The organism is Gordonia sp. ABKF26, assembly GCF_041103195.1.
Taxonomy (GTDB): domain Bacteria; phylum Actinomycetota; class Actinomycetes; order Mycobacteriales; family Mycobacteriaceae; genus Gordonia; species Gordonia terrae.
This window is the reverse complement of record NZ_JBGCVZ010000003.1, coordinates 2,700,074-2,723,400: the sequence shown is the minus strand read 5'-3', so window position 1 is coordinate 2,723,400 and position 23,327 is coordinate 2,700,074. Positions and strand designations below refer to the sequence as shown.

Below are 23,327 nucleotides of genomic sequence, written 5' to 3'. Positions count from 1 at the left end.
ACTCCGCCGGCCCCGGTGTCGGAGGAGTGATCTCGCGCACCCGGTCTCCGGGCACGGGTCAGCGACGGTCGGGATCGGTGGGGTCGGTCGGATCGATTCCGGTGTCGAGCGCGTCCCACATCATGCGTTCGTTGGCGCCCGGCGGAGTCGGATCCGTCGTCGGTTCCGCCGGGTCGGCGTCGTCCCCGGACCCCGGTTTCCCGGACCCGGCGGCTCCGGTTCCGGCCGTCCCGGTCGGCGTCGTCCCGGAGTGTGCCTCGGTGGCCTTGCGACGCTCGTAGTCGGCGAAGATCTCGGTCTCGATCTCCTCGCGCCGCGCGGCCGGGGTGGTGTACTTCGACGATCGGGTGGCGCCCTTCGCGACACGCATCAGGGCCACGGCCGCGCCGACGGCACAGAGGGTGCCGGCGAGGACGAGGAGGGCCGCCAGGGTGTTGGTGTCGACGTAGAGCACCACGTAGCGATCGGGAATGCTGCCCGCGTCCGCCGCATAGTCCGAGTCGGCGCCGCCGGTGATTAGCGAGATCGCCGGGAAGGCGGCCAGGACGCCGCCCACCGCGACCAGGATCGCGACGACTCGAAGGGCCCACCCGCGCACCGACAGCGCCGCGAGGATGCCCGCCAGGTAGACCAGTGCCAGCGGGGTGAGCCAGGGACTCCAGTCCCCGCCGTTGACCTCGAACGCGCGCTGCGGGGACAACCCGTCCTCGGCCGAGACGGTGGCCCAGGTCATCCGGCTCGCCCCCCAGAAGGCGGCCGCGGCGGCCGCCATCAGCAGCGCCGCGATGACCTGCAGGCGGCGGACGGACCTGCGGCGCGTCGTCTCGGCGTCGGGCCCGGTTCCTGGTTCGGCAGAGGTCATGAGGTCTCACCCACCCGTCGCATCGTCGAGGCGGCGGCGACGGCGTTGAGCACCGCGGTCGCCTTGTTACGCGCCTCGTTGTATTCGTACTCGGGCTCACTGTCGGCGACCACGCCGCCGCCGGCCTGCACGAACGCCTTGCCGCGTGCGAGCAGCGCGGTGCGGATCGCGATGGCGGTGTCGGCGTTGCCGGCGAAGTCGATATAGCCCACGATCCCGCCGTACAGACCCCGGCGGGTCATCTCGTGTTCGTCGATGAGTTCCATCGCCCGCACCTTCGGGGCCCCGGTGAGCGTTCCGGCCGGGAAACAGGCCGTCACGGCGTCGAGGGCGTGCTTGTCGTCGCGGAGGGTCCCCGACACGGTCGAGACGAGATGCATGACGTGGCTGTAGCGCTCGATGTGCCGGTAGTCGCTGACCTTGACCGTGCCGGGCACGCACACGCGGCCGAGGTCGTTGCGGCCGAGGTCGACCAGCATCAGGTGTTCGGCGTTCTCCTTCTCGTCCTCGATCAGCCCCTTGCCGAGCAGCTGGTCTTCTTCCTCGGTCGCGCCGCGCCAGCGTGTACCCGCGATCGGATGTGTGGTCGCGACCCCGTCGGCCACGGTGACGAGTGCCTCGGGGCTGCTGCCGACGATGGTGAACGGCTTGCGCGCGATCGCGTCGGGCGAGCCGGTGTCGCTGTGCTCCTCGGTGCCGGGCATCCGCAGCAGATACATGTACGGACTCGGGTTCGAGGCGCGCAGTACCCGGTACACGTCGAGGGGGTCGGCGTCGGAGTCCATCTCGAAGCGCATCGACGGCACGACCTGGAAGGCCTCGCCCGCCTCGATCTCACCGACCAGATCGGTGACGATCTCGCTGTACTCCGCGAGAGAGCGTTGCGCGGTGAACTCGGGCCGCGGGCGGTCGAAGGTCGACACCGTCGACGGCGCTGGTGCGGCGAGCGCCTCGGTCATCCGATCGAGCCGGGCGAGGGCGTCGGCGTAGGCGTGCTCCACCCGGTCGTCGGAGCCGTCCCAGTTCACCGCGTTCGCGATGAGCGTGATCGTGCCCTCGTGATGGTCGACCGCGGCGAGGTCGGTGGCCAGGACCATCATCATATCGGGGAGGCCGAGGTCGTCGACCGTGGTCTCGGGCAGACGTTCCAGCCTGCGGACCATGTCGTAGGCCATGAAGCCGACGAATCCTCCGGTCAGCGGCGGCATCCCGGGCAGCGGGTCGGTCTGCAGGACGCGCAGCGACTCCGCCAGCACCTCGAGCGCGTCACCGCCCTCGGGTGCGCCGACCGGCACCGACCCCCACCAGTGCGCCTGCCCGTCGACGACGGTCAGGGCCGACGGCGCACCGGCGCCGATGAACGACCACCGGGACCAGGATCGCCCGTTCTCGGCGGATTCCAGCAGGAAGGTCCCCGGACGGTCACCCGCGAGCTTCCGGTACGCCGACAGCGGCGTCTCGGAGTCGGCGAGGACCTTGCGCGTCACCGGCACCACGCGGTGATCGCGCGCGAGATCGAGGAACTCCGCGAGAGTCGTCGTGGCGGCCGCTGCGCCGGTACCGGACGTCATCCGAGCGGCTCGCCGCCGACGCCCCACTGATTACGCGGAACCTCCGTGATCGTCACCCAGACCGAATCGGGGTTCTTGCCGGTCGCCTTGGCGTAGGCCTCGGTGACCGCGGCGATCGTCTCGCGTTTCACGCGATCGGACAGTCCCGGCGTCTGCGAGATCTGGATGAGGGGCATGGACGCACCGCCTTTCGAAGGTCTCGAGTTGTGACGAGTTCCCGGGCGGTCTGTCCCGGGACTCGTGTCTGGGGCTCTATTCTGCTGGGTCCGGCGAGTCCGGCCCGGCGTCGGCCCCGGAATCGGGTCCCGCGTCGATCCCGAACGTCAGCGACTCGGTGTCGAAGCAACTGTGATTGCCGGTGTGGCAGGCCGCGCCGACCTGGTCGACCACCAGCAGCACGGTGTCCCCGTCGCAGTCGATCCGGGCGTCGTGCACGTACTGCGTGTGCCCGCTGGTCTCCCCCTTGACCCAGTACTCCTGGCGCGACCGCGAGTAGTAGGTGCCCTTCCGCGTGGCCAGCGTGCGCTCGAGCGCGACGTCGTCCATCCAGGCGACCATCAGCACCGTCCCGGTGCTGCGTTCCTGGGCCACCGCGGTGAACAGGCCGTCGGAGTTTCGTTTCAGGCGTGCGGCGAGATCGGGATCGAGGGCCATCAGCGTCCTTCCTGGTCAGTCCGGGAGCACGAGGGACTCCTCATCGGACGGTGATCCCGGCGTCGCGCATGGCCGTCTTCACCTCGGCCACGGTGAGTTCACCGAAGTGGAAGACCGAGGCCGCGAGAACGGCGTCGGCGCCCGCCTCCACGGCCGGTGCGAAGTCCTCGATGCGGCCGGCGCCGCCGCTGGCGATGACCGGTACCGACACCGCGGCGCGCACGGCCGTCAGCATGCGGAGATCGAAGCCCTGCTTGGTGCCGTCGGCGTCCATCGAGTTCAGCAGGATCTCCCCCACGCCGAGATCTTGGCCGCGGCGTGCCCATTCGACGGCGTCGATTCCGGTGCCCTTGCGGCCGCCGTGGGTCGTGACCTCCCAGCCCGACGGCGTGGGCTCCGACCCCGTCGGCACGGTCCGCGCATCCACCGACAACACGATGCACTGCGAGCCGAAACGACGGCTCATCTCGGCGAGCACGTCGGGCCGGGCGATGGCCGCGGTGTTGACGCTGACCTTGTCGGCCCCGGCGCGCAGCATGGTGTCGACGTCGTCGACGGTCCGGATGCCGCCGCCGACGGTGAGCGGGATGAAGACCTGATCGGCGGTGCGCTTGACGACGTCGATCATCGTCGACCGTCCCGAGCTCGACGCGGTGACGTCGAGGAAGGTCAGTTCGTCCGCGCCCTCGCGGTCGTAGCGCTCGGCCAGTTCGACCGGGTCGCCTGCGTCGCGCAGGTTGGCGAAGTTGACGCCCTTGACCACACGGCCGTCGTCGACGTCGAGGCACGGGATGACCCGGGTCGCCAGCGTCATCGTCGGGTCTCCTTCGGGGTGGTGGATTCTGGGGTGATGGATTCTGGGGTGATGGAGTCTGGGGTGATGGAGTCTGGGGCCCATTCCGGGACCGTCTCGGCGATGACACCCATCAGCTCGGCGTGCACGGTCGGTGTGCCCGCGACCAGGGACGGCGAGGCCACCGTCCACGGCCGGCCGGCGATGTCGGTCGCCACGCCGCCTGCGGCACGGACCAGTGCCGCGCCCGCGGCGTTGTCCCAGGGGTGCCGGCCGAAGGCGATCGCCCCGCCGAACACGCCGGCTGCGGTGAAGGCCATGTCGACACCCGTCGACCCGGTCATGCGGATCCGGGCGGCACGCGTACTCAGTTCGCGCAGGAGGTCGGCGCGGCGCGAGCCGGGGTACCTGCCGCCACCGCGGGCATCGAAGGGTCCGAAGGCGATGGCCGCCTCGGCGAGGACGGGGTCGGGGGCCGGCGGAGCGGGCTCGCCGTCGATGAGCAGCGGGCCGTCGACGTGTGCGGCATACCGGCGCCCCACGAGCGGGAGCCAGGTCATCCCGAGGGTGGCCTCACCGTCGACCACGAGGCCGAGCAGGATTCCGGTGAGCGGCAGCCCCGCCGAGTAGTTGAACGTGCCGTCGATCGGGTCGAGCACCCACACCGGCCCGTCGACGACGTCGGCACCGCCGAACTCCTCACCGTGGACCGGGATCTGCGTGCGATCGGCGAGCTCGGCCCCGATGTGCCGTTCGAGGTCCAGGTCGATCTGCGTGGCGAAGTCGGTGCCGCCCTTGTTGATCGCGCTCGGTGCACCCTGCCCGTCGACGAATCGGTCGACCGCGGCGTCGAGGATCGACCCGGCGGTGTCGAGCAACCGGGGCAGGTCGAGAGAGGTGTCGGAAGAGCTCATCAGACCCCGGCGACCGCGGTCAGCGCCTCCGGCAACGTGAAGCGGCCCGCGTAGAGCGCCTTGCCGACGATGGCGCCCTCGACACCCTGTCCGGTGAGGCCGGCGATCGCGACCAGATCCTCGATGGCCGAGACTCCGCCCGAGGCCACGATCGGGGCGTCGGTGGCCGCCGCGACCTCGGCGAGCAGGTCGAGGTTCGGACCCTGCAGGGTGCCGTCCTTCGACACGTCGGTGACCACGTAGCGGGCGCATCCGTCGCGGTTGAGCCGCTCGAGGACCTCCCACAGATCGCCGCCGTCGGTCACCCAGCCACGACCGCGAAGGCGGTAGGAGTCACCGTCACGGATCACGTCGAGACCGACCGCGATGCGGTCGCCGTGTTCGGCGATCGCGCGGGCACACCATTCCGGGTTCTCCAGCGCGGCGGTGCCGAGGTTCACGCGGGTGCAGCCGGTCGCGAGGGCGGCCGCCAGCGAATCGTCGTCGCGTATTCCGCCGGACAACTCGACCTTCACGTCGAGTTCGCCGACGACGCCGGCCAGCAGGTCGCGGTTGTCGCCTCGGCCGAAGGCCGCGTCGAGGTCGACGAGGTGGATCCACTCCGCGCCGTCCCGCTGCCACGCCAGCGCGGCATCGCGCGGCGAGCCGTAGGAGGTCTCGGTGCCGGCCGCGCCCTGGACGAGGCGGACCGCCTGCCCGTCGGCGACGTCGACGGCGGGAAGGAGTTCGAGGGTGCTACCCATGGGTGAATCTGTCCTGTCTGTTCTGGATCGAGCGATTCGGCTGTCGGGACGTGCTCGGGTGTCGGGTCAGGCCGGGTGGTGACCGTCGCGCGCCGCGATCAGGTCCGCCCGGGCGCGGTCGACCATGCGGTTGGCAACGGTACCGATCGCGGCGATCATCGCCGCCACCGCCACCAGCGCGGCGACGAGTCCGGCGACCGGCGACCAGCGCGCACAGAGCGCGATGATCGGGATGGAGACGATCAGGACCAGCACACCCGCACCGAGAGCGTAGAAGGCGAGTTTCGCGATCGAGAAACCGGCGGGCGCCGATGCGGCGTCGGCCTGCCCGGACTCGACCGGTGAGCCGCGGTGTCCGTCGCCGTGCCCGGGGTCGTCGTCCGGGCGCGGCGTGCCGCCGGTCACGAGAGTCCCCGAACCCAGTTCTCCAGCAGGTGGGCGCCGGCGTCACCGGATTTCTCGGGGTGGAACTGGGTGGCCGACAGCGGCCCGTTCTCGACCGCGGCGAGGAAGCGCCCGCCGTGTTCGGCCCAGGTCAGTCTGGGTGCGCGCAGCCGAGAGCCGTCGCTGTCCATCTCCCACACCTGTGCGGCGTAGGAGTGCACGAAGTAGAAGCGGGTGTCGGCGTCGAGCCCGTCGAACAAGACCGACCCCTCGGGCGCGTCGACCGTGTTCCACCCCATGTGCGGCAACACCGGCGCGGGCAGCTGCGTCACGCTGCCCGGCCACTCCCCGCACCCGTCCGCCTCGACGCCGAACTCGACGCCGCGTTCGAAGAGGATCTGCATGCCGACGCAGATGCCCAGGACCGGCCGGCCCCCGGCGAGCCGGCGACCGACGATCCGGTCGCCCTTCACGGCACGCAGACCTTCCATGCAGGCGGCGAAGGCGCCGACGCCGGGCACGACGAGGCCGGTGGCGTTCAGGGCGGTGTCGAAGTCGGAGGTGACGGTCACCTGTGCCCCGGTGCGTTCCAGCGCGCGCTGCGCCGACCGCAGGTTGCCCGACCCGTAGTCGAGGATGGTGACATCGACGGCGCTCACAGCGCACCCTTCGTCGAGGGCACACCCGTGACGCGCGCGTCGTATTCGGTGGCGGCGCGCAGCGCACGGGCCACGGCCTTGAACTCGGCTTCGGTGATGTGGTGCTGGTCGCGGCCGTAGAGCACACGGACGTGCAGGGCGATCCGAGCGTTGAGAGCGATCGATTCGAAGACGTGCCGGTTGATGACCGTCGAATACGGCACGCCGGGGTAGCCGCCGATCACCGCGGTCAGCATGTGCTCGGGCTCCCCGGTGTGCACGCAGTACGGACGGCCGGAGACGTCGACCACCGCCTGGGCGAGGGTCTCGTCCATCGGAATCCACGAGTCGCCGAAGCGGCGGATGCCCTTCTTGTCGCCCAGCGCCTGACCCAGCGCCTGGCCCAGCACGATTGCGGTGTCCTCGATGGTGTGGTGGCCTTCGACCTCGACGTCGCCCTTCGCCTCGACGGTCAGGTCGAAGCTGCCGTGCTGACCGAACGCGGTCAGCATGTGGTCGAAGAACGCGATGCCCGTCGAGATGTTCGTCACGCCGGTGCCGTCGAGGTTCAGTTCGACGGCGATCGACGACTCCCGGGTGGTCCGTTCGACCTTCGCGATGCGGGGTGCCCGGCTCTCGGATGCGGGGTTGGTCACTGGGTGTTCTCCAGATCTGTGGTGGCAAGGGTGCGGCTGACGTCGAGGAAGGCGTCGTTCTCGTGGGCGAGTCCGACAGTCACCCGCAGGTGGCCGGCGATCCCGACGTCGCGGATGAGGACGCCCTGGTCGAGGTAACGCTGCCACGACGCCGCTGCATCCCGGAAACCGCCGAACAGCACGAAGTTCGAGTCGGAGTCGACGACGCGGTACCCGGCCTCGGTGAGCGCCGCGACCACACGGTCGCGTTCGGCGATGATCGCCGCGACACCGGCGAGGGTGTCGTCGCTGTGCCGAAGGGCCGCGCGCGCCGCAGCCTGGGTCAGCACGGACAGGTGGTACGGCAGCCGGACGAGCTGGATCGCGTCGACGACGGCCGGTGCCGCCGCGAGATACCCGAGGCGCCCGCCGGCGAAGGCGAACGCCTTGCTCATGGTGCGGCTGACGACGACCTTCGCCGGGAACTCGTCGATGAGCTCGACAGCGCTCGGCGCCGCGGAGAACTCCGCGTACGCCTCGTCGACGATCACGATGCCCGGTGCGGCCTCGACGATCCGGCGGAGATCGGCAAGCGGGATGGAACCGCCGGTCGGGTTGTTGGGCGAGGTCACGAAGACGACGTCGGGTTCGCGGTTGGCGACTTCGGCGACCGCGTACTCGGTGTCGAGGGAGAAGTCGCCTGCGCGCGCGGCGACCAGCCAGGTGGTGTCCGTGCCGTCGGCGATGATCGGGTGCATCGAGTACGACGGGACGAAGCCCAGCGCGCTGCGGCCCGGTCCGCCGAAGGCCTGCAGCAGCTGCTGCAGGACCTCGTTCGAACCGTTTGCCGCCCAGAGGTTCTCGACGCCCAGCCGGACACCGGTGGCCCGGGTCAGGTAAGCGGCGAGGTCGGTACGAAGGGCGACGGCATCGCGGTCGGGATAGCGGTGCAGCTCGGCGGCCGCCTCGCGCACCGACGCGGTGACGTCGTCGATCAGGGCCGCTGACGGCGCGTGCGGGTTCTCGTTGGTGTTCAGGATCACCGGCACTCTGAGTTGCGGTGCGCCGTAGGCACTCTTGCCGCGGAGGTTGGCGCGCAGCGGCAGGTCGTCGACGCTGATCGAGCCACCCGGCACGACTGCACCCACCACCGCATCCGACGCGGTCACCGGGCGGCACTCTTCACGAAGCGCTGCTTGACCGCGTCGCCGTGACCGGGCAGGTCCTCGGCATCGGCCAGGGTCACCACCTTGTCGGCGACCTCACGCAGCGCGGCTTCGTCGTAGTCGATGACGTGGACGCCCTTGAGGAACGTCTGCACCGAGAGACCCGAGGCGAAGCGCGCCGAACCCGACGTCGGCAGAACATGATTGGAGCCGGCGCAGTAGTCACCGAGACTCACCGGGGCATACGGGCCGACGAAGATCGCGCCCGCGTTGTGCACGCGGTCGGCGACCGCGGCGGCATCGCGCGTCTGGATCTCGAGGTGTTCGGCCGCGTAGGCGTCCACGACCGCGAGTCCGGCGTCGAGATCATCGACGAGAACGACGCCCGACTGCTCCCCCGACAACGCGGTGAGCACACGCTCGCGGTGCTTGGTGGCCGCGACCTGGGTGTCGAGCGCGGCGTCGACGGCGTCAGCGAGTTCGGCGCTGTCGGTGACGAGCACCGAGGCCGCCAGCACGTCGTGTTCGGCCTGGCTGATGAGGTCCGAGGCCAGGATGCCGGGATCGGCCGAGTCGTCGGCGAGGATCGCGATCTCGGTCGGTCCGGCTTCGGAGTCGATGCCCACCACGCTGCGGCACACTCGCTTGGCCGCGGTGACGTAGATGTTGCCCGGGCCGGTGATGAGGTCGACCGGGTCGAGGACGGAGTTCGGCGCGTCGGCGGCGTGCGTGTCGTGACCGCCGTAGGCGAGCAGGGCCACCCCCTGGGCACCACCGACGGCCCACACCTCGTCGACGTCGAGGAGCGCGCAGGCGGCGAGGATCGTCGGGTGCGGCCAGCCGCCGAAGTCCTTCTGCGGCGGCGAGGCGACGACCAGCGAGCCGACCCCGGCCTCCTGGGCGGGCACGACGTTCATGATGACCGACGACGGGTACACGGCGTTGCCGCCGGGAACGTACAGACCGACGCGACGGACCGGGATCCACTTCTCGCTCACGACGCCGCCGTCGACGACCTGCGTGCGCGTGGTCTCGCGGCGCTGGTCGGCGTGGACCGTGCGTGCCCGTCGGATGGATTCGCGCAACGCGTCGGCGATCTGCGGGTCGAGTTCGGCGAGGGCGTCGGCGATGACCTGGGCGGGCACCCGGACGGATGCGGGGCGGACGCCGTCGAACTTCTCGCCGAAGTCGAGTGCGGACTCGGTGCCGTTCTCGGCCACCGCATGCACCACCGGCGTCACCGTGTCGAGGACGGCATTGACATCGGTACCCCCGCGGGGCAGCGCACGACGCAACTCGGCGAGTGTCGGCGTGCTACCGCGCAGGTCAATTCGGGCGAGCATGATCTCTCCTGGTGGCTGCGGATTTACCCGACAAGGATACGTGTCGGATGCCAGTGGGTTTCTGGTGCGGGTGGTGCGACGGTTCTTCTACGGTGGACAACGGAATCGCCCACGACCGTGAGGACGCGAAAGTGTGCCAATACTGCGGGTGCCGGGACATGCCGTTGCTCCGCGACTACACCGCCGAACACGAACGGGCCGTGAACCTCGGCGGCGACGCGGTGCGGGCGCTCGATGCCGACGACCGCGACACCGCCCGCCGGCTCGCGGACCGGCTCGTGATCGAACTGCGGTCACACTGGCGCGGCGAGGAAGACGGATTGTTCGCCCAGTTGCTCGACACCGACCGGGACCTCTTCGCCGGGTACATCGACCCGCTCATCGCCGAGCACCGGGAACTCGATGCGTTCCTGACGTCGATGGACCTGTCCGATCCCGCCGACCGCGACCGGTTCCGACGCGAGGTCGACGGGCTGCACCGGCACATCGCGAAAGAGGAGGACGCACTGTTCCCCGCGTCGGTGACGACTCTCGACGGCGATCAGTGGGATGCCGCGATCGCCGCCTGGGAGCACGCGCATCCCGGGGAGAAGCTGCTCGACCACGGCGTGTAGGCGTCGGGAGCCCACACGCCTGCCTGAGCTGGGTCGCCGGGCTGACCAGATGGCGCCTACCACACGACACCGACAGTTCCCACCGCCCGCAGATTGCATCAATAGGATTGCGCGACAACATATCTCGAATCCTTCGCTGCCCGATTCTCGTGTACACTCGAACATACATTCGCAGCAACGGTTCTCGGGGGGAGGTGGCCGTCATGGCCGACACCACGCACGTCGACGACGATTCGGCTGCGCCCCAACCGCGTGCCGTCGAGCTGGTGGCCGAGCTGCATGCGATCCTCGACGAACTGCAGACCGTCAATCTGTCTCCGTGCACCGACGAAGAATTGATCGAGGTCGCCGCCGCGACCGAACGCGCCATCGCCCGAACCACGTACGCCGGTGACCGGCAAGTCGCCGAAGTCGAGGGTCGTGACCTGCCACGCAAGACCGGGTACCGCACCCTCATCCAGTTCATGAACCACCGACTCCGGGTCACCAACCCGGTTCGGCGACGCAAGCACCTCAACGCCACCGCCACGCTCACGTGCCTCAGCGGCGACCGCCTCGAACCGGAACACCCCACCCTGGCCGCAGCATTCGCCGCAGGAACGGTCGGGACCGCCCACGTCCAGGCCGCCCTCGATGTCCTCGACCAGATCCCCCACGCCGTCGAGCATGATGTGAAAGTCGCTGCGGAACGGCAGATGGCCGAAATCGCCGCCGATCACACACCCGCCGACATCATCCAACTCGGCGCGCGGCTTCTCGCTCACCTCGACCCCGACGGCACACCGTCCGACGGCACCGACCAGAAACGACGCCGCAACCTGTGGATCGGACGCCAACGAGCCGACGGCACCGCCACCATCTCCGGCACCCTGACCCCCGAACTCGCCGCCCGGCTCACGATGATGTTCGCCGTCTGGGGCAAACCCGGACTCAACAACCCCGACGACCCCGCCTCACCCCTGGGTCCGGCCGGCACCGCCGACCCCGACGCGCTGGCCACCGCAGCCGACCGTGACCAACGCACCCCCGCCCAGACAAATCACGACGCCCTCGACGCCGCACTGGCCGCTGGCTTGTCAGACGGGATTATCGGAACGTCGCATCGCGGGCTGCCCGTGCAACTGATCATCAAAGCCGATCTGGGCGACCTGATCCGTGAAGCCGGGCTCGCGACCACCGCCACCGGCACCCTGCTGCCCATCCCCGACCTGGTCGCGATGGCCGGCGACGTGCAGCCGTGGTTGGCAGTATTCAAGGACGCCACCGCGGTGCCGCTGTACTTCGGTAGGGGGAAGCGTCTGGCCACCCGCGAACAACGCCTCGTCTCCTTCGCGCGCCCCGACGGCGAGGTGTGCTCGACTCCCGGCTGCGATCAACCCGCCACCCAGGTCGAACTCCATCACGCCCACAAGGATTGGGCCAAGGGCGGTCTCACCAATATCGACGACCTCGCACCCGCCTGCCCCCGCCACAACCGCATGGTCGGCGACCAGCCCGGCCAGTACACCACCCGCATCGAACGGTCCGGACCCGACGAAGGCCGCTGCCTCTGGCGGTTGAACGCCGAACCCGGAGCACCACCCAACCCCGAACACATCAACCGCCGACCCGACATACCCCGGCGGTTCACCGCACACCTGAAAACAGTGCGCAACGAGATCCTCGGACCACCAACCCGGCCCGGCGATCAAGCACGCCCCGAGGCGCCACACTTCCACGACGTGCGCCGGTCATGGTTGAACATCAGCCACGTCATCGACGTCCGACCACCCCGACCCGGACCGCTCCCACCCCGGCCCTCCCTCGTCGAAGCACACCTCGTGGAGCTCCTCGCCACCCACTGACCGCGCCCGAGAGGTCGCAAACCTGCTGGCAGAGGATTCCCGACGCTCTCGGGTTCGTCGACCACAGGGTCCGGGACCGGTCAGGTGGCACGATCAACAGCGCCATGGGAACAGTTCCTGACGTTGCCGCCGACTTCTTCTCGGGCTCGCCGACGGGCCTGGCGATCTTCCTCGCCACCGAGCGGGCGGCCCGGACCCTTGGTGATGACGTGACCATTCGAGTCACGAAGAGCCAGATCACTTTCCGGCGAAGGTCCGGATTCGCGTATGTCTGGCGTCCAGGCCGCTACGTGCGATCCGAGCCCGCCTCGATATCCTCCGGTCGTGCCCAACCCGCGATCGCCGCTACACCTCTGCTGCCTGCTCTGGGCGCACGACGACGCGGCCGGTGACCTCACCCGATACGAGGACACCGTCCTCGATCTGCTCCCCGAGCACGGCGGTGCGGTGCTCACCCGGGTGATCGGCGACGGACAGGGCGGTACGCCGCATGAGGTGCAGATCCTGCGGCTCGCCGACCGCAGTGCACTCGACGCCTATCTCGCCGATCCGCGCCGCACGGCGCTCGCCGACGAACGGGACCGGGTCATCGCCCGTACCGAGGTGTTCGAGGTCGATGTCCGGACCGGCGATCCGGGCAGCTGATCTCTCAGGGCGCGGGGATGTCCAACCCGAGGTCGAGCACGGTGACCGAATGGGTCAGCGCACCGACGGCGAGATAGTCGACGCCGGTGCGGGCGTAGTCGATGGCGACGTCGAGCGACAGACCACCGGAGCTCTCCAGTTTCGTCTCCGGCGAGCGCGTGTTGCGTCGCTGGACGGCCATCTGCGTTTCCCACGGCTCGAAATTGTCCAGCAGGACGAGCTGCGGCCTCAGTTCGAGGACCTCGTCGAGCTGCGCCAGCGAGTCCACCTCCACCTCGACCGGCAGCCCGGGAGCCGCGTCCCGCACCGCTCGCAGTGCGGCCGCGACCGAACCGGCTGCGGCGACGTGGTTGTCCTTGATGAGTGCCGCATCGCCGAGACCCATGCGATGGTTGACTCCCCCGCCGGCCCGCACCGCGTACTTCTGCAGGTGGCGCATTCCGGGCAGAGTCTTGCGGGAATCCCGGATCTTCGCGCCCGTCTCCTCGACGGCCGAGACCCAGGCCGCGGTGGCCGTCGCGATCCCCGACATGTGCGAGATCAGGTTCAGCGCAGTGCGTTCCGCGGTCAGCAGCGCGCGCGTCGGGGCGTGCACCGACAATACGACGGTGCCCGGTTCGACGCGGCTGCCGTCCTCGACCCGGGTTCCTATCGTGTACTCGCCCGCGCCGATCACCTCGTCGAAGACCACCTCGACCACGGGCACACCGGCGATGACGCCGTGCGCGCGACTGACGATCGCCGCGTCGACGACCGCGTCGGCGGGCACGGTGGACGCGGTCGTGACGTCGGGTCCGTACCGCAGATCCTCGTCGAGGGCGGTCCGGATCAACGCGCGGACCTCGTCGGTGACCGCGACGCCGAGTTCGCCGCCCGCGGCCTGACCGACGAAATCGTCGCTCACGCCAGCGCTCATTCGCCCGATCCGGGGTTGCCGATCGCGATCATCCGCTCGACACTCTTGCGCGCCTTCTCGGCGACATCGGCGTCGACGAACACCTCGTCGCGACCCTCCCGCAGGCACCGGAGCATGGCGGCGGGCGTGATCATCTTCATGTAGGGGCACGAGGCGCGGTCGTTGACGGCCTGGAAGTCGACACCCGGCGCGGCCTTGCGCAGCTGGTGCAGCATCCCGACCTCGGTGGCGACCAGGACCTGCTTCGCACCCGTCTCGCGGGCCGCGTCGAGCATCCCTCCGGTCGAGAGGATTTTCACCTTCTCCTCGGGCACGAAGCCCTCGCCCGCCAGGTACAGCGCCGACGTCGCGCACCCGCATTCGGGGTGGATGAACAGGTCGGCATCGGGGTGCGCGTTCGCCTGCGCGGTCAGCTCGTCACCGTTGATGCCGGCGTGGACGTGGCATTCGCCCGCCCAGATGTGGATGTTGTCGCGGCCGGTCTCACGCTTGACGTGTGCGCCGAGGAACTGGTCGGGCAGGAACAGCACGTCCCGGTCGGGATCGATCGAGGCCACCACGTCGACGGCGTTCGACGACGTGCAGCAGATGTCGGTCAGACCCTTCACCTCGGCGGTCGTGTTGACGTAGGACACCACGAGCGCGTCGGGGAACTCGGCCTTCCAGGCGCGCAGTTCGTCGGCGGTGATCGAGTCGGCCAGCGAACATCCGGCGCGCTCGTCGGGGATCAGGACCCGCTTCTCCGGACTCAGGATCTTGGCCGTCTCGGCCATGAAGTGGACGCCGCAGAAGATGATCTCGTCGGAGTCGACCTCGGCGGCGATCCGCGACAGGGCCAGCGAGTCGCCGACGTGGTCGGCGACGTCCTGGATGGCCGGGAGCTGGTAATTGTGTGCGAGCAGGGTCGCGTTGCGCGCCTTGGCGAGACGGCGGACCTCGTCTGCCCATTCCTGGGTCGGCTCGATACCGGTGTATCCGCCGGGCGCGTCGTACCACTGCGCATCGATGAGCGCCGACACTGCAGGCGCGGTCACGGCCGCGGGGCGATCGCTGGTGATGCTCATTGCCACTCCTCTGGCTGCCCGGCGACGAGTTCCGTCTCCGGGACGCTGGTTCCCCAGATCACGGGCCGTGTGTCCGAGGCAGGTTTTCGACTCATGGTCGAAAACGCTATGCATCGTAACATTCGCCACACCCGGAGCATTCCCGCGACCTGGCCGGGCCGTGGCGCCGGCCCCGGCCCCGGCCCCGGCCCCGGCCACGATCCGGTTCAGCTCATCGGCACATCAGAGCATCGAGATAGCGCTCGCTGATTCGCGACTGGGCGAGGCGCCCGACCGGCCCGCCCAGCCGGGTGAACCACCGCCCCGGGCGCGAGAAGGCGACGACATGCCCGACCACCGTGTCGTCGGCGAGCCATTCCACCCAGAAGCGTTCCTCGCCGACCTCTGGATGCCCGGGGAGCGTTCCATAGGCGAAACCCTGTTCACGAGGGGCGTCGAGCACCTCGACGACCCGGCACCGCGCGACGATCCCGAGTGGACCGACCCCGACCCGCAGGTCGACGTCAGCGCCGACCGTCGCCGCGGGGGTGGACGCGTCGACGCCGAAGCCGGCATGACGATGCATGTCCCAGTTCAGAATTCGCTGACCCGCCGTGGCGAAGCACGCAGCCCCCGAACCGATGACCCGCGACCGGCGCAAGTGGTGATAACCGGGCGGCAGCGTGCCCGATGTCGCGCCGACCTCCGGATAGGTGAGTGCCGATCGGTCGCCGCTCACCCCGCCCGCGCCACCTCGGCGTCGAGGACGAGAGCCAGATCGTCGAGCGAGGCGCCGAGCGCGCGGGCGAGCGCCGCGATGGTCGCGAAGGCGGGCGTCGGCATGCGTCCGGTCTCGATCTTGCGCAGGGTCTCCGGCGAGATGCCCGCGCCGAGCGCGACGTCGCCGAGCGGGCGGTCGCCGCGCAGCTCGCGGATACGAGCACCGAGACGACGACCTGCCGCGATCTGTTCCGGGGTCAGCGGGTTACGCACCATGAGGCGATAGTAGCGGCTCCGGTATACAAATACCGACGATGGTGGTATTTCTATACCGCACATCGAATTCGAAAGGACGAGAATGGTCGAGCTGAAGTCACCCGCCGAGGTGGCCGCCATGGGGGTGACGGGCGCCTTCATCGCAGATCTGCTGGACGACGTCGCCGGCCGCGCCGACGTCGGGGTCAACCTCCTCGACCTCGAGGAGCGTGCGCGGGAACTCATCGCCGCGCGCGGCGCCCAGTCGTGCTACTGGGACTACTCGCCGTCGTTCGGCCGCGGGCCCTTCCGCAACGTGATCTGCCTGTCGGTGAACGATGCTGTGCTGCACGGCCTCCCGCATGACTACGTCCTCGCCGACGGCGACCTGCTGTCGATGGACATCGCCGTCGCGATCGACGGCTGGGTGGCCGACTCCGCGCGCAGTGTCATCGTCGGAACCCCGCGGGCCGAGGACCAGCGCCTCGTCGCGGCCACCGAAGAGGCACTGACAGCGGCCATCGACGCGGCACGCCCGGGCGGACGGATCGGTGACATCTCGGCGGCGATCGGCGCGGTCGCCGCCGCGCACGGATATCGGGTCAACACCGAGTTCGGCGGACACGGCCTCGGTCGAACCATGCACGAGGACCCGCACGTCGCGAACGTGGGCCGGGCCGGTCGGGGCATGAAGCTGCGCCCGGGACTCACCCTCGCGCTAGAGCCCTGGTTCACCCTCGGTTCCGAACGCATCAAGTTCGACGCCGACGGCTGGACCATCAGGTCTTTCGACGGTTCCCGCGGCGCCCACAGCGAGCACACCATCGCCGTCACCGAGGGCGAGGCGCTGATCCTGACCACGAACCGGGGCGGGTAGTCGAGGTCACCCAGTGGCTCGACACCGCGCCTCGCTCGCGCTCGGAGCCGGCTCAACCAGCAGCGGTCACCGGCGGAGGGTACGCACCCTACAATCGTGCGCATGCCAGCCGCCGGGTCCGAGCCACCCATCGCCGACGGTACGACCCTCCGGGTGGAAGTCCTGACCGTGGTGTTCCAGATCCGGGTCGCGCCGGATTCCGGATCCGGTTCGGACATCGACAGCCCGTCGCTGTGCGTCCTGCTATCGCGGTCGGTCGACGACGTCTGGACCCTCCCGGGCGGCGGGGTCGGTGCCGCGGAGACACTGTCGGCGAGCGCACGTCGACTCGTCGCGGATTCTCTCGACGTCCGGGAGATCGCACACCTGGAACAGCTGTCGGTCTTCTCCGATCCGCGCCGGGTGCCCGCGGTCCGCACCATCGCGTCGACCTACATGGGCCTCGTGCCCTCCGACGCGGCCGCGACGCCGCCCGAGGCCGCGGGTTGGTTCGCCGTCGACGCGCTCCCCCCGCTGGCGTTCGACCACACCGAGATCATCGACGCCGCCCGGCATCGGCTCGCCGCGAAACTCTCGTACACCAACATCGCCTTCGCGCTGGCGCCGGCGCGGTTCCCGATGTCGGCGTTGTCGGAGATCTACTGCGCCGCACTGGGTTATCCAGTGGACACGACCAACCTGCTCCGCATCCTGAGCCGGCGCGCCGTGGTGGTCGCCACCGGCACCGTCGGCAAGACCGGCCGGAGCGGCGGACGCCCGCCCGCCCTCTACGCCTTCGCCGAGAAGGCGTTACGCGTCACGGATGAGTTCGCGACGCTGCGCCCGCCCATGTGAGCACCTCCGCTGACGAGGCGTCGTCCGCGAGGTCGCCGACGCCGAGATCAGCGGTCCGCGAGGACAACACGCACACCAGGTAGACGACGGCGAACGCGAACGGAGCGCAGATGAGGAGTGTCCACGGCTCGCTCGACCCCGACCGTGTGGCGCCGTCGAGCCAGAGCTCCGGCGCGATCCGGTAGGTCGCGTCGACCGGCAGCGCGGTCGGATCGTCGTCGAATCGCAGTCCCGCGACCCACATCCCGACCGTCGCCGCGAGCGCCGAGCCGGCCGTGGCCGCCAGTGCCGGCCACACGAAACCGCTGACACCCCGCCACGAACGGGCCGCGAACCACACCACGAGGGCGGCGACGGCGCCGTAGCCGAACATCGTCACGGCGAAGGCCCCCACCCCGCCGAAATCGGCGGGGATGTCGTCGCGGCGGAGTCCGTCGAACACGACCCCGGTGGTGGGCGGGGTGAGAAGGGCCCAGATCACCCCGGCGACCGCACCCAGCAGCGCCACACCGACGGAGACGACGGCCAACCGGGGGACGGTGCGGACCGGCGGGTTCACCGGCGCCCCAGCTCCGTCGAGTCGACGGTGCCGTGCCGCGAGCAGCGCGCATCCCACCCGTCGGGTCGCACCTGGACCACCATCCGGCGTCCGCACTGCCCACAGAAGCGAGGGGGTTCGAGACCCAACCGAGCGGCGGGCGGAACGGCGTCGGGGGCCTGCAGTTCCACTTCGAGTCCGGTGAAGACGCCGAACCGGCACGGTTCGGCGAGTGGACCCGGGACGGTGTCGATCATGAGAACACGCTACCCATCGCTGCGGACTTACCCGTCAGATCGTGTCGTTCAGCGACTTGATCGGCATCGACAGGTCGCTGAGGAGGTCGAGGTCGTCCTCGGCGGGCCGACCGAGGGTCGTCAGGTAGTTACCGACGATGACGGCGTTGATGCCGCCGAGGATGCCCTGCTTGGCGCCGAGATCGCCGAGGGTGATCTCGCGCCCACCCGCGAAGCGCAGGATGGTGCGCGGCAGCGCGAGGCGGAAAGCGGCCACCGACTTCAGGGCCTCTGCGGCGGGCAGCACGTCGAGGTCGCCGAACGGGGTGCCGGGCCGCGGGTTCAGGAAGTTCAGCGGCACCTCGTCGGGCTCGAGGGTGGCCAGCTCGGCGGCGAACTCGGCCCGCTGTTCCAGGGACTCGCCCATGCCGAGGATGCCACCGCAGCAGACCTCCATACCCGCCTCGCGGACCATGCGCAGGGTGTCCCACCGCTCCTCCCAGGTGTGCGTCGTCACCACGTTCGGGAAGTGGCTCCGCGCGGTCTCGAGGTTGTGGTTGTAGCGGTGCACGCCCATGTCGCACAGCTGGTCGACCTGGTCCTGGGTGAGCATGCCCAGGCTGCAAGCGATCTGGATGTCGACCTCGTTGCGGATCGCCTCGATACCCGCCGCGACCTGACTGAGCAGGCGTTTGTCGGGACCGCGGACCGCGGCGACGATGCAGAACTCGGTCGCGCCGGTCTTGGCGGTCTGCTTGGCCGCCTCGACCAGCGAGGGGATGTCGATCCAGGCGCTGCGCACCGGCGAGGCGAAAAGGCCGGACTGCGAACAGAAGTGGCAATCCTCCGGACACCCGCCGGTCTTCAGCGAGATGATCCCCTCGACCTCGACCTCCGGTCCGCACCAGCGCATCCGCACGTCGTGGGCGAGCTGCAGCAGTTCGGTGAGCCGATCGTCCGGCAGTCGCAGAACCTGCAGGACCTGCTCCTGATCGAGGGGCTCGCCGCGGTCGAGCACCTGCGTGCGGGCGATGGCGAGGATGTCGTCCGACGCCGGGGCCGAGGTGGCGGCGTCGACTGTTGCCTGGGTCACTGGTGATACTCCTTGGATGGATGTTCCGCTGCGGGAACGGTTCAGGGCGTCCGGACGAGCTGTTCCGGGCACGTGGGTGACAGAGTCGTGAGCCACTCGTCGTCGAACCAGGACGATGCGCGGCTCCGGAAGTCGGCGGGTGCGAGACTCGCCGCGCCCGCGGGCAGTACGCCGACCACCGGTACCCCGGTCACCCGCGGGAGATCGGTGCGGTTGCAGCGCATCGCGAGGTCGGGATCGTCCGGCCACCAACCGATCACGAGACCGGCCGGGCGCAGGCCGCGCGCCCGCACCGCGCCCACGGTGAGCTCGGCGTGATTGAGCGCGCCGAGTCCGGGCGCCACGACGATCAGAAGACCGTCGGCGGTGTCGGGAGCGAGTGTGGCCGCGGCGATGTCGAGGATCGTGGCCGACTCCCCCAGTCGCACGAGCACACCGCCCGCCCCTTCGACGAGGGTGAGGTCGTGTGACACCGCCAGATCGTCCACCCCCCGGACGATGACCGTCGGATCGGCCATTGGCATCCCGGCGCGTCGCGCGGCGGTGTCGGGGGCGAGGGGCTCGGGATAGCGGAACAACTCGACGGCCGTGACGTCGCCCGCGAGGCGTCGTACCTCGGCGAGGTCGCCGGGCTCGTCGTGGCCGATCCCGGTCTGGACCGGTTTGCAGACGGCCGTCGAACCGCGTGCAGCCGCGGCGAGTGCCGCTGTCGCGACGGTCTTCCCGACGTCGGTCGACGTCCCGGTGACGGCGAGGACGGTGCCTCGTGTTCTGGTGCTCACCGTGCACCGACTTCGCGCAGGGCCGCGTCGACGACGGCGGCCACCCGGTCGAGGGTGTCGGTGTCGAGATCCGCGCGCACGGTGATCCGTAGCCTCGAGGTCCCGACCGGAACCGAGGGCGGGCGAAAGCATCCGACGAGCACGCCGCGGTCGCGGCAGGCGGTCGCGGCCGCCACCGCACGCTGCGGATCCCCGACGACGATCGAGATCACGGCGGCGGCCGGTTCGTCGACGCCGCAGGCGGACGCCAGCCGACGGGCGTTGGCGCGCAACCGGTCCGGCAGACCGGGTTCGGCGCGCAGGATCGTCAGGGCGGCATGCGCGGCACCCACCGCGGCCGGATTGAGGCCGGTGTCGAAGATGAAGGTGCGTGCGCAGTCGATCAGGTGCGACCGCAGCACCGCCGATCCGAGGACCACACCGCCCTGCGCGCCGAGCGACTTCGACAGCACGGTCGTGACGACGAGGTCGGGCGCCCCCGAAAGGCCCTGCTCGGCAACGAGTCCCCGTCCGCCCGGACCGCGCACACCGAGGGCGTGGGCCTCGTCGACGAGCAGGGCTGCGCCGTGCGCGCGGGCCGCGGCATACAGATCCGCGACCGGCGCCGGCTGACCGTCGATGCTGTACACCGAATCGGTGACCACCAGCGCGCGGCTCTCGGTACGCTCGGCCAGCACCCGCCGCACGGCCTCGTGGTCGCCGCGATCGACGACCACGACTCGGGCGCGCGACAACCGGCAACCGTCGATCAGTGATGCATGGGTACCGGTGTCACTGACGATGAGGTCGCCGCGCGTCGCGAGCGCGGTGACGGCGCCGACATTGGCGAGGTAGCCCGACGAGAAGGTCAGCGCGGCCGAAAAGCCGAGGAAGTCGGCGAGATCGTCTTCGAGGTCGATGTGCGCCTGGGTGGTGCCGACCACCAGACGGGAGGCCGTCGATCCCCCGCCCCACCGATCCGCGGCGGCACGGGCCCCGGCGACGACCGCGGGGTGCGTCGACAACCCGAGGTAGTCGTTGGAGCCGAGGTTGATCTCCCCGGCACCGGCACGCCGGACATGCGGACGGCGATGCAATCCGGCGGCGGCGCGCCGCCGCGCGGCGCCGGCGAGCCACGCCAGCCCGACCTCCGCGCCGGTGACGACCGGGGAGTCCCGTTGTGCCTGAGCCGAGGTCATGACCGGACCCCGACCAGAGCGCGATCGCCCACCGTCGCGTGGACGGCCGCGGAGATCCCGCGGACGATCACCGCGATGTCCTCGGACGTGCTGATGAACGGTGGCATCGCGTAGACGAGGGTGCGGAACGGCCGCAGCCAGGCGCCCGCGTCGACCGCGGCGTCGGTCGCCGCGACCATGTCGACCGGTCGATCGAGTTCGACGACGCCGATCGCGCCGAGGACCCGCACATCGACGACGCCGTCGAGTTCCCGGAGCGGTTCCAACCCCTCGGCGAGTCCGCGCTCGATCGCCGACACCCGCTCGGCCCACGGCGTTTCCAGCAGGAGCTCGATCGCCGCGACCGCCACCGCACACGCCAGCGGGTTGGCCATGAAGGTCGGACCGTGTGCGAGGCCGCCCGCCTCCCCTGCGCTGATCACCTCGGCGATCTCCGTCGTACACAGGGTCGCGGCGAGGGTCAGGTAGCCGCCCGTCAGCGCCTTGCCGACACACATGATGTCCGGCGACACACCAATCCCGCCGTCGGCAGCGGGAGCGGCATCGGCCGCGAACAGCGTTCCGGTACGGCCGAATCCGGTGGCGATCTCGTCGAACACGAGCAGGACGTCGTGGCGGTCGCAGATCTCGCGGAGTGCACGTAGATACGCCGCGTCGTGGAATCGCATTCCGCCTGCGCCCTGGACGACGGGTTCGACGATGATCGCGGCGAGCTCGTCGCGGTGCGTGAGCACGGTCCGCTCCAGTTCGGCGACATAGTCGGCCCGGAAGTCGGCCGGCGGCGCGTCGACGAAGATCTGCCGCGCGAGCACGCCCGACCACATCGCGTGCATGCCGCCGTCGGGATCACACACGCTCATCGGGGCGAAGGTGTCGCCGTGGTAGCCGCCGCGCCAGGTGAGCAGACGGGTACGCCCCGTCTGCCCGCGGCTGCGCCAGTACTGCAGCGCCATCTTGACCGCCACCTCCACCGACACCGATCCCGAGTCACAGAAGAACACCTTCTGCAGCCCGGCGGGAGTGATGTCGACGAGAAGCTGCGCCAGCCGCGCGGCCGGCTCATGGGTGAGCCCGCCGAACATGACATGCGACATCCGCCCCAGCTGAGCGGCTGCGGCCGCGTCGAGCCGCGGGTGGCGATACCCGTGGATCGCGGCCCACCACGAGCTCATGCCGTCGACGACCGTCCGCCCGTCGGCGAGTTCGAGGCGGACACCGGAGGCCGAGGTCACGACCCGCGGCCGCGTCGTCGCGGGCAGCGCACCGTATGGATGCCAGATGTGGCGTGCGTCGATGCGGCTGACGTCCTCGTGATCCACCTCTGCACCTCCTGGTCGCCAACGGTCGCCCTGGACACCGTCCAGGATTCCTGAACACCGTACAGGCAGTCCTGAACGGTGTACAGGGGCGGGTCGGATGCCCGATTCGGGAGATCACTACGCTGACGCGGGTGAGCAACAGTCGCACCGACGTCCTGCGCGCCGCCCGCGACATCCTGGGCGAGCACAGCCTGGCCGACCTGTCGATGCGACGGCTCGCCACCGAGCTCGGCGTGCGCCCCAACGCGCTCTACTGGCATTTCCCCAACAAACAGACTCTGCTGGCCGCGCTCGCCGACGACATCCTGGACGCGGTAGAGATCCCCGACACCGGGCTGGCATGGGACGAACGCCTCGATCGGCTCGCGTCCGGGATGCGCGGCGCACTGCTCGCGGTGCCCGACAGCGCGGAGGTGGTGTCGTCGAGCTGGGCCAGCGGGCTGTCGTCGAAAGCGATCACCGCCGACATCATCGCCGCCGGGTCGGCCGGCGGATTGTCGCTGCGCGACGCCGAGGCGGTCAGCACGGCTCTGTGCCAGCTCGTGATCGGCCTCACCATCGAAGAACAGACGCGCGCACAGATGGAGCGCCTCGGCGTCACCGGACCATCGGGACGGGACTTCGCCGGCGAGTTCCGCGACGGGCTGGCCATCATCCTCGACGGGGCCCGGACACGCGGCTCCCGGTGATCCCACCGCGTCGGCCGATGCCCGGTTCCGCGCGAGTGTCA

The 23,327-nt window shown here is 70.1% G+C and carries 28 protein-coding genes; 6 read left to right on the top strand and 22 right to left on the bottom strand.

Annotated features, from left to right (window positions below; all coding sequences use genetic code 11):
- Positions 1 to 58: 58 nt before the first annotated feature.
- The 12 genes from AB4Z55_RS12725 to hisD form a co-directional block, all read right to left on the bottom strand.
- On the bottom strand, positions 59 to 862 hold the full coding sequence (locus AB4Z55_RS12725) for a TIGR02234 family membrane protein (RefSeq protein WP_369519842.1): 804 nt from the start codon (positions 860 to 862) through the stop codon (positions 59 to 61).
- On the bottom strand, positions 859 to 2,433 hold the full coding sequence (locus tag AB4Z55_RS12720) for an anthranilate synthase component I (protein WP_101819506.1): 1,575 nt from the start codon (positions 2,431 to 2,433) through the stop codon (positions 859 to 861). Before AB4Z55_RS12720 ends, AB4Z55_RS12725 begins: the two co-directional genes overlap by 4 nt.
- On the bottom strand, positions 2,430 to 2,609 hold the full coding sequence (locus tag AB4Z55_RS12715; protein ID WP_004021167.1) for a tautomerase family protein: 180 nt from the start codon (positions 2,607 to 2,609) through the stop codon (positions 2,430 to 2,432). Before AB4Z55_RS12715 ends, AB4Z55_RS12720 begins: the two co-directional genes overlap by 4 nt.
- Before the next feature lie 76 nt (positions 2,610 to 2,685).
- On the bottom strand, positions 2,686 to 3,087 hold the full coding sequence (gene hisI / locus AB4Z55_RS12710) for a phosphoribosyl-AMP cyclohydrolase (RefSeq protein ID WP_369519841.1): 402 nt from the start codon (positions 3,085 to 3,087) through the stop codon (positions 2,686 to 2,688).
- Positions 3,088 to 3,127: 40 nt separating this feature from the next.
- A complete protein-coding gene (gene hisF / locus AB4Z55_RS12705; protein ID WP_369519840.1) occupies positions 3,128 to 3,901 on the bottom strand; it encodes an imidazole glycerol phosphate synthase subunit HisF in 774 nt (257 codons plus the stop codon).
- Entirely contained in the window at positions 3,898 to 4,794 is an 897-nt protein-coding gene (locus AB4Z55_RS12700) for an inositol monophosphatase (RefSeq protein ID WP_369519839.1), read from the bottom strand. Before AB4Z55_RS12700 ends, hisF begins: the two co-directional genes overlap by 4 nt.
- Positions 4,794 to 5,537 carry a bifunctional 1-(5-phosphoribosyl)-5-((5-phosphoribosylamino)methylideneamino)imidazole-4-carboxamide isomerase/phosphoribosylanthranilate isomerase PriA gene (gene priA / locus AB4Z55_RS12695; protein ID WP_239400970.1) on the bottom strand — a complete coding sequence of 248 codons (744 nt, stop codon included), beginning with the start codon at positions 5,535 to 5,537 and terminating at the stop codon, positions 4,794 to 4,796. Before priA ends, AB4Z55_RS12700 begins: the two co-directional genes overlap by 1 nt.
- Positions 5,538 to 5,603: 66 nt before the next feature.
- Positions 5,604 to 5,942, bottom strand: coding sequence for a hypothetical protein (locus AB4Z55_RS12690; protein WP_369519838.1), 339 nt, complete (start codon positions 5,940 to 5,942; stop codon positions 5,604 to 5,606).
- Entirely contained in the window at positions 5,939 to 6,580 is a 642-nt protein-coding gene (gene hisH, locus AB4Z55_RS12685; protein ID WP_369519837.1) for an imidazole glycerol phosphate synthase subunit HisH, read from the bottom strand. Before hisH ends, AB4Z55_RS12690 begins: the two co-directional genes overlap by 4 nt.
- A complete protein-coding gene (gene hisB / locus AB4Z55_RS12680; RefSeq protein ID WP_101819501.1) occupies positions 6,577 to 7,215 on the bottom strand; it encodes an imidazoleglycerol-phosphate dehydratase HisB in 639 nt (212 codons plus the stop codon). The genes hisH and hisB overlap by 4 nt, the downstream gene beginning before the upstream one ends.
- Positions 7,212 to 8,363 (bottom strand): histidinol-phosphate transaminase, encoded by a 1,152-nt coding sequence (locus tag AB4Z55_RS12675; protein ID WP_369519836.1) that lies wholly within the window; start codon positions 8,361 to 8,363, stop codon positions 7,212 to 7,214. Before AB4Z55_RS12675 ends, hisB begins: the two co-directional genes overlap by 4 nt.
- The gene (gene hisD, locus AB4Z55_RS12670; RefSeq protein WP_369519835.1) at positions 8,360 to 9,703 is read right to left on the bottom strand and encodes a histidinol dehydrogenase; all 1,344 of its coding nucleotides are present in this window, start codon (positions 9,701 to 9,703) and stop codon (positions 8,360 to 8,362) included. Before hisD ends, AB4Z55_RS12675 begins: the two co-directional genes overlap by 4 nt.
- Positions 9,704 to 9,861: 158 nt before the next feature.
- On the opposite strand from hisD, the gene AB4Z55_RS12665 reads away from it, so the two are divergent.
- From AB4Z55_RS12665 to AB4Z55_RS12655, 3 genes are all read left to right on the top strand, one after another.
- Entirely contained in the window at positions 9,862 to 10,317 is a 456-nt protein-coding gene (locus AB4Z55_RS12665) for a hemerythrin domain-containing protein (protein WP_101819578.1), read from the top strand.
- A 203-nt stretch (positions 10,318 to 10,520) separates the two neighbouring features.
- On the top strand, positions 10,521 to 12,161 hold the full coding sequence (locus tag AB4Z55_RS12660; protein WP_369519834.1) for a DUF222 domain-containing protein: 1,641 nt from the start codon (positions 10,521 to 10,523) through the stop codon (positions 12,159 to 12,161).
- Positions 12,162 to 12,485: 324 nt separating this feature from the next.
- Entirely contained in the window at positions 12,486 to 12,806 is a 321-nt protein-coding gene (locus tag AB4Z55_RS12655; protein WP_369519833.1) for a hypothetical protein, read from the top strand.
- A 4-nt stretch (positions 12,807 to 12,810) separates the two neighbouring features.
- Here the strand turns inward: AB4Z55_RS12655 and nadC are convergent, their stop codons facing one another.
- The 4 genes from nadC to AB4Z55_RS12635 all read right to left on the bottom strand — a co-directional run bounded on the left by nadC (position 12,811) and on the right by AB4Z55_RS12635 (position 15,761).
- Entirely contained in the window at positions 12,811 to 13,710 is a 900-nt protein-coding gene (gene nadC, locus AB4Z55_RS12650) for a carboxylating nicotinate-nucleotide diphosphorylase (RefSeq protein ID WP_369519832.1), read from the bottom strand.
- Positions 13,711 to 13,718: 8 nt separating this feature from the next.
- Positions 13,719 to 14,786: a quinolinate synthase NadA gene (gene nadA / locus AB4Z55_RS12645; protein WP_004021181.1), complete on the bottom strand. Its 1,068-nt coding sequence runs from the start codon at positions 14,784 to 14,786 to the stop codon at positions 13,719 to 13,721.
- A gap of 211 nt (positions 14,787 to 14,997) precedes the next feature.
- Positions 14,998 to 15,504: a DUF1990 family protein gene (locus tag AB4Z55_RS12640; protein ID WP_004021182.1), complete on the bottom strand. Its 507-nt coding sequence runs from the start codon at positions 15,502 to 15,504 to the stop codon at positions 14,998 to 15,000.
- Positions 15,501 to 15,761 (bottom strand): helix-turn-helix domain-containing protein, encoded by a 261-nt coding sequence (locus AB4Z55_RS12635; RefSeq protein WP_004021183.1) that lies wholly within the window; start codon positions 15,759 to 15,761, stop codon positions 15,501 to 15,503. The genes AB4Z55_RS12640 and AB4Z55_RS12635 overlap by 4 nt, the downstream gene beginning before the upstream one ends.
- A gap of 82 nt (positions 15,762 to 15,843) precedes the next feature.
- Here AB4Z55_RS12635 and map point away from each other — a divergent pair, with 82 nt between their 5' ends.
- Both map and AB4Z55_RS12625 read left to right on the top strand, forming a co-directional pair.
- Complete coding sequence (map, locus tag AB4Z55_RS12630) at positions 15,844 to 16,617, top strand: type I methionyl aminopeptidase (protein ID WP_369519831.1); 774 nt, start codon at positions 15,844 to 15,846, stop codon at positions 16,615 to 16,617.
- A gap of 102 nt (positions 16,618 to 16,719) precedes the next feature.
- On the top strand, positions 16,720 to 17,451 hold the full coding sequence (locus tag AB4Z55_RS12625; RefSeq protein ID WP_369519830.1) for an NUDIX domain-containing protein: 732 nt from the start codon (positions 16,720 to 16,722) through the stop codon (positions 17,449 to 17,451).
- On the opposite strand, the gene AB4Z55_RS12620 is transcribed toward AB4Z55_RS12625, so the two are convergent.
- From AB4Z55_RS12620 to AB4Z55_RS12595, 6 genes are read right to left on the bottom strand one after another with little or no spacing between them, the layout of a single operon-like run.
- Positions 17,414 to 18,010, bottom strand: coding sequence for a DUF2567 domain-containing protein (locus tag AB4Z55_RS12620; RefSeq protein ID WP_101819493.1), 597 nt, complete (start codon positions 18,008 to 18,010; stop codon positions 17,414 to 17,416). The two genes, AB4Z55_RS12625 and AB4Z55_RS12620, sit on opposite strands and share 38 nt — an antisense overlap.
- On the bottom strand, positions 18,007 to 18,246 hold the full coding sequence (locus AB4Z55_RS12615) for a hypothetical protein (protein ID WP_004021187.1): 240 nt from the start codon (positions 18,244 to 18,246) through the stop codon (positions 18,007 to 18,009). Before AB4Z55_RS12615 ends, AB4Z55_RS12620 begins: the two co-directional genes overlap by 4 nt.
- A gap of 34 nt (positions 18,247 to 18,280) precedes the next feature.
- Positions 18,281 to 19,318 carry a biotin synthase BioB gene (bioB, locus tag AB4Z55_RS12610; RefSeq protein WP_369519829.1) on the bottom strand — a complete coding sequence of 346 codons (1,038 nt, stop codon included), beginning with the start codon at positions 19,316 to 19,318 and terminating at the stop codon, positions 18,281 to 18,283.
- A gap of 41 nt (positions 19,319 to 19,359) precedes the next feature.
- A complete protein-coding gene (gene bioD / locus AB4Z55_RS12605) occupies positions 19,360 to 20,100 on the bottom strand; it encodes a dethiobiotin synthase (protein WP_101819492.1) in 741 nt (246 codons plus the stop codon).
- A complete protein-coding gene (locus tag AB4Z55_RS12600) occupies positions 20,097 to 21,278 on the bottom strand; it encodes an 8-amino-7-oxononanoate synthase (RefSeq protein ID WP_369519828.1) in 1,182 nt (393 codons plus the stop codon). Before AB4Z55_RS12600 ends, bioD begins: the two co-directional genes overlap by 4 nt.
- Positions 21,275 to 22,597: an adenosylmethionine--8-amino-7-oxononanoate transaminase gene (locus AB4Z55_RS12595; RefSeq protein WP_369519827.1), complete on the bottom strand. Its 1,323-nt coding sequence runs from the start codon at positions 22,595 to 22,597 to the stop codon at positions 21,275 to 21,277. Before AB4Z55_RS12595 ends, AB4Z55_RS12600 begins: the two co-directional genes overlap by 4 nt.
- A 131-nt stretch (positions 22,598 to 22,728) precedes the next feature.
- Between AB4Z55_RS12595 and AB4Z55_RS12590 the strand changes: the two genes are divergently transcribed.
- A complete protein-coding gene (locus tag AB4Z55_RS12590) occupies positions 22,729 to 23,286 on the top strand; it encodes a TetR family transcriptional regulator (RefSeq protein WP_369519826.1) in 558 nt (185 codons plus the stop codon).
- Positions 23,287 to 23,327 lie beyond the last annotated feature (41 nt).

Coding starts and splice junctions, on each gene's coding strand:
- AB4Z55_RS12720 (WP_101819506.1), bottom strand. CDS start 2,433: ATGACGTCCGGTACCGGCGCAGCGGCCGCCACGACGACTCTCGCGGAG.
- hisI (WP_369519841.1), bottom strand. CDS start 3,087: ATGGCCCTCGATCCCGATCTCGCCGCACGCCTGAAACGAAACTCCGAC.
- AB4Z55_RS12725 (WP_369519842.1), bottom strand. CDS start 862: ATGACCTCTGCCGAACCAGGAACCGGGCCCGACGCCGAGACGACGCGC.
- priA (WP_239400970.1), bottom strand. CDS start 5,537: ATGGGTAGCACCCTCGAACTCCTTCCCGCCGTCGACGTCGCCGACGGG.
- AB4Z55_RS12715 (WP_004021167.1), bottom strand. CDS start 2,609: ATGCCCCTCATCCAGATCTCGCAGACGCCGGGACTGTCCGATCGCGTG.
- map (WP_369519831.1), top strand. CDS start 15,844: ATGGTCGAGCTGAAGTCACCCGCCGAGGTGGCCGCCATGGGGGTGACG.
- AB4Z55_RS12660 (WP_369519834.1), top strand. CDS start 10,521: ATGGCCGACACCACGCACGTCGACGACGATTCGGCTGCGCCCCAACCG.
- AB4Z55_RS12700 (WP_369519839.1), bottom strand. CDS start 4,794: ATGAGCTCTTCCGACACCTCTCTCGACCTGCCCCGGTTGCTCGACACC.
- nadA (WP_004021181.1), bottom strand. CDS start 14,786: ATGAGCATCACCAGCGATCGCCCCGCGGCCGTGACCGCGCCTGCAGTG.
- AB4Z55_RS12665 (WP_101819578.1), top strand. CDS start 9,862: ATGCCGTTGCTCCGCGACTACACCGCCGAACACGAACGGGCCGTGAAC.
- AB4Z55_RS12600 (WP_369519828.1), bottom strand. CDS start 21,278: ATGACCTCGGCTCAGGCACAACGGGACTCCCCGGTCGTCACCGGCGCG.
- AB4Z55_RS12625 (WP_369519830.1), top strand. CDS start 16,720: ATGCCAGCCGCCGGGTCCGAGCCACCCATCGCCGACGGTACGACCCTC.
- hisF (WP_369519840.1), bottom strand. CDS start 3,901: ATGACGCTGGCGACCCGGGTCATCCCGTGCCTCGACGTCGACGACGGC.
- hisD (WP_369519835.1), bottom strand. CDS start 9,703: ATGCTCGCCCGAATTGACCTGCGCGGTAGCACGCCGACACTCGCCGAG.
- AB4Z55_RS12635 (WP_004021183.1), bottom strand. CDS start 15,761: ATGGTGCGTAACCCGCTGACCCCGGAACAGATCGCGGCAGGTCGTCGT.
- AB4Z55_RS12615 (WP_004021187.1), bottom strand. CDS start 18,246: ATGATCGACACCGTCCCGGGTCCACTCGCCGAACCGTGCCGGTTCGGC.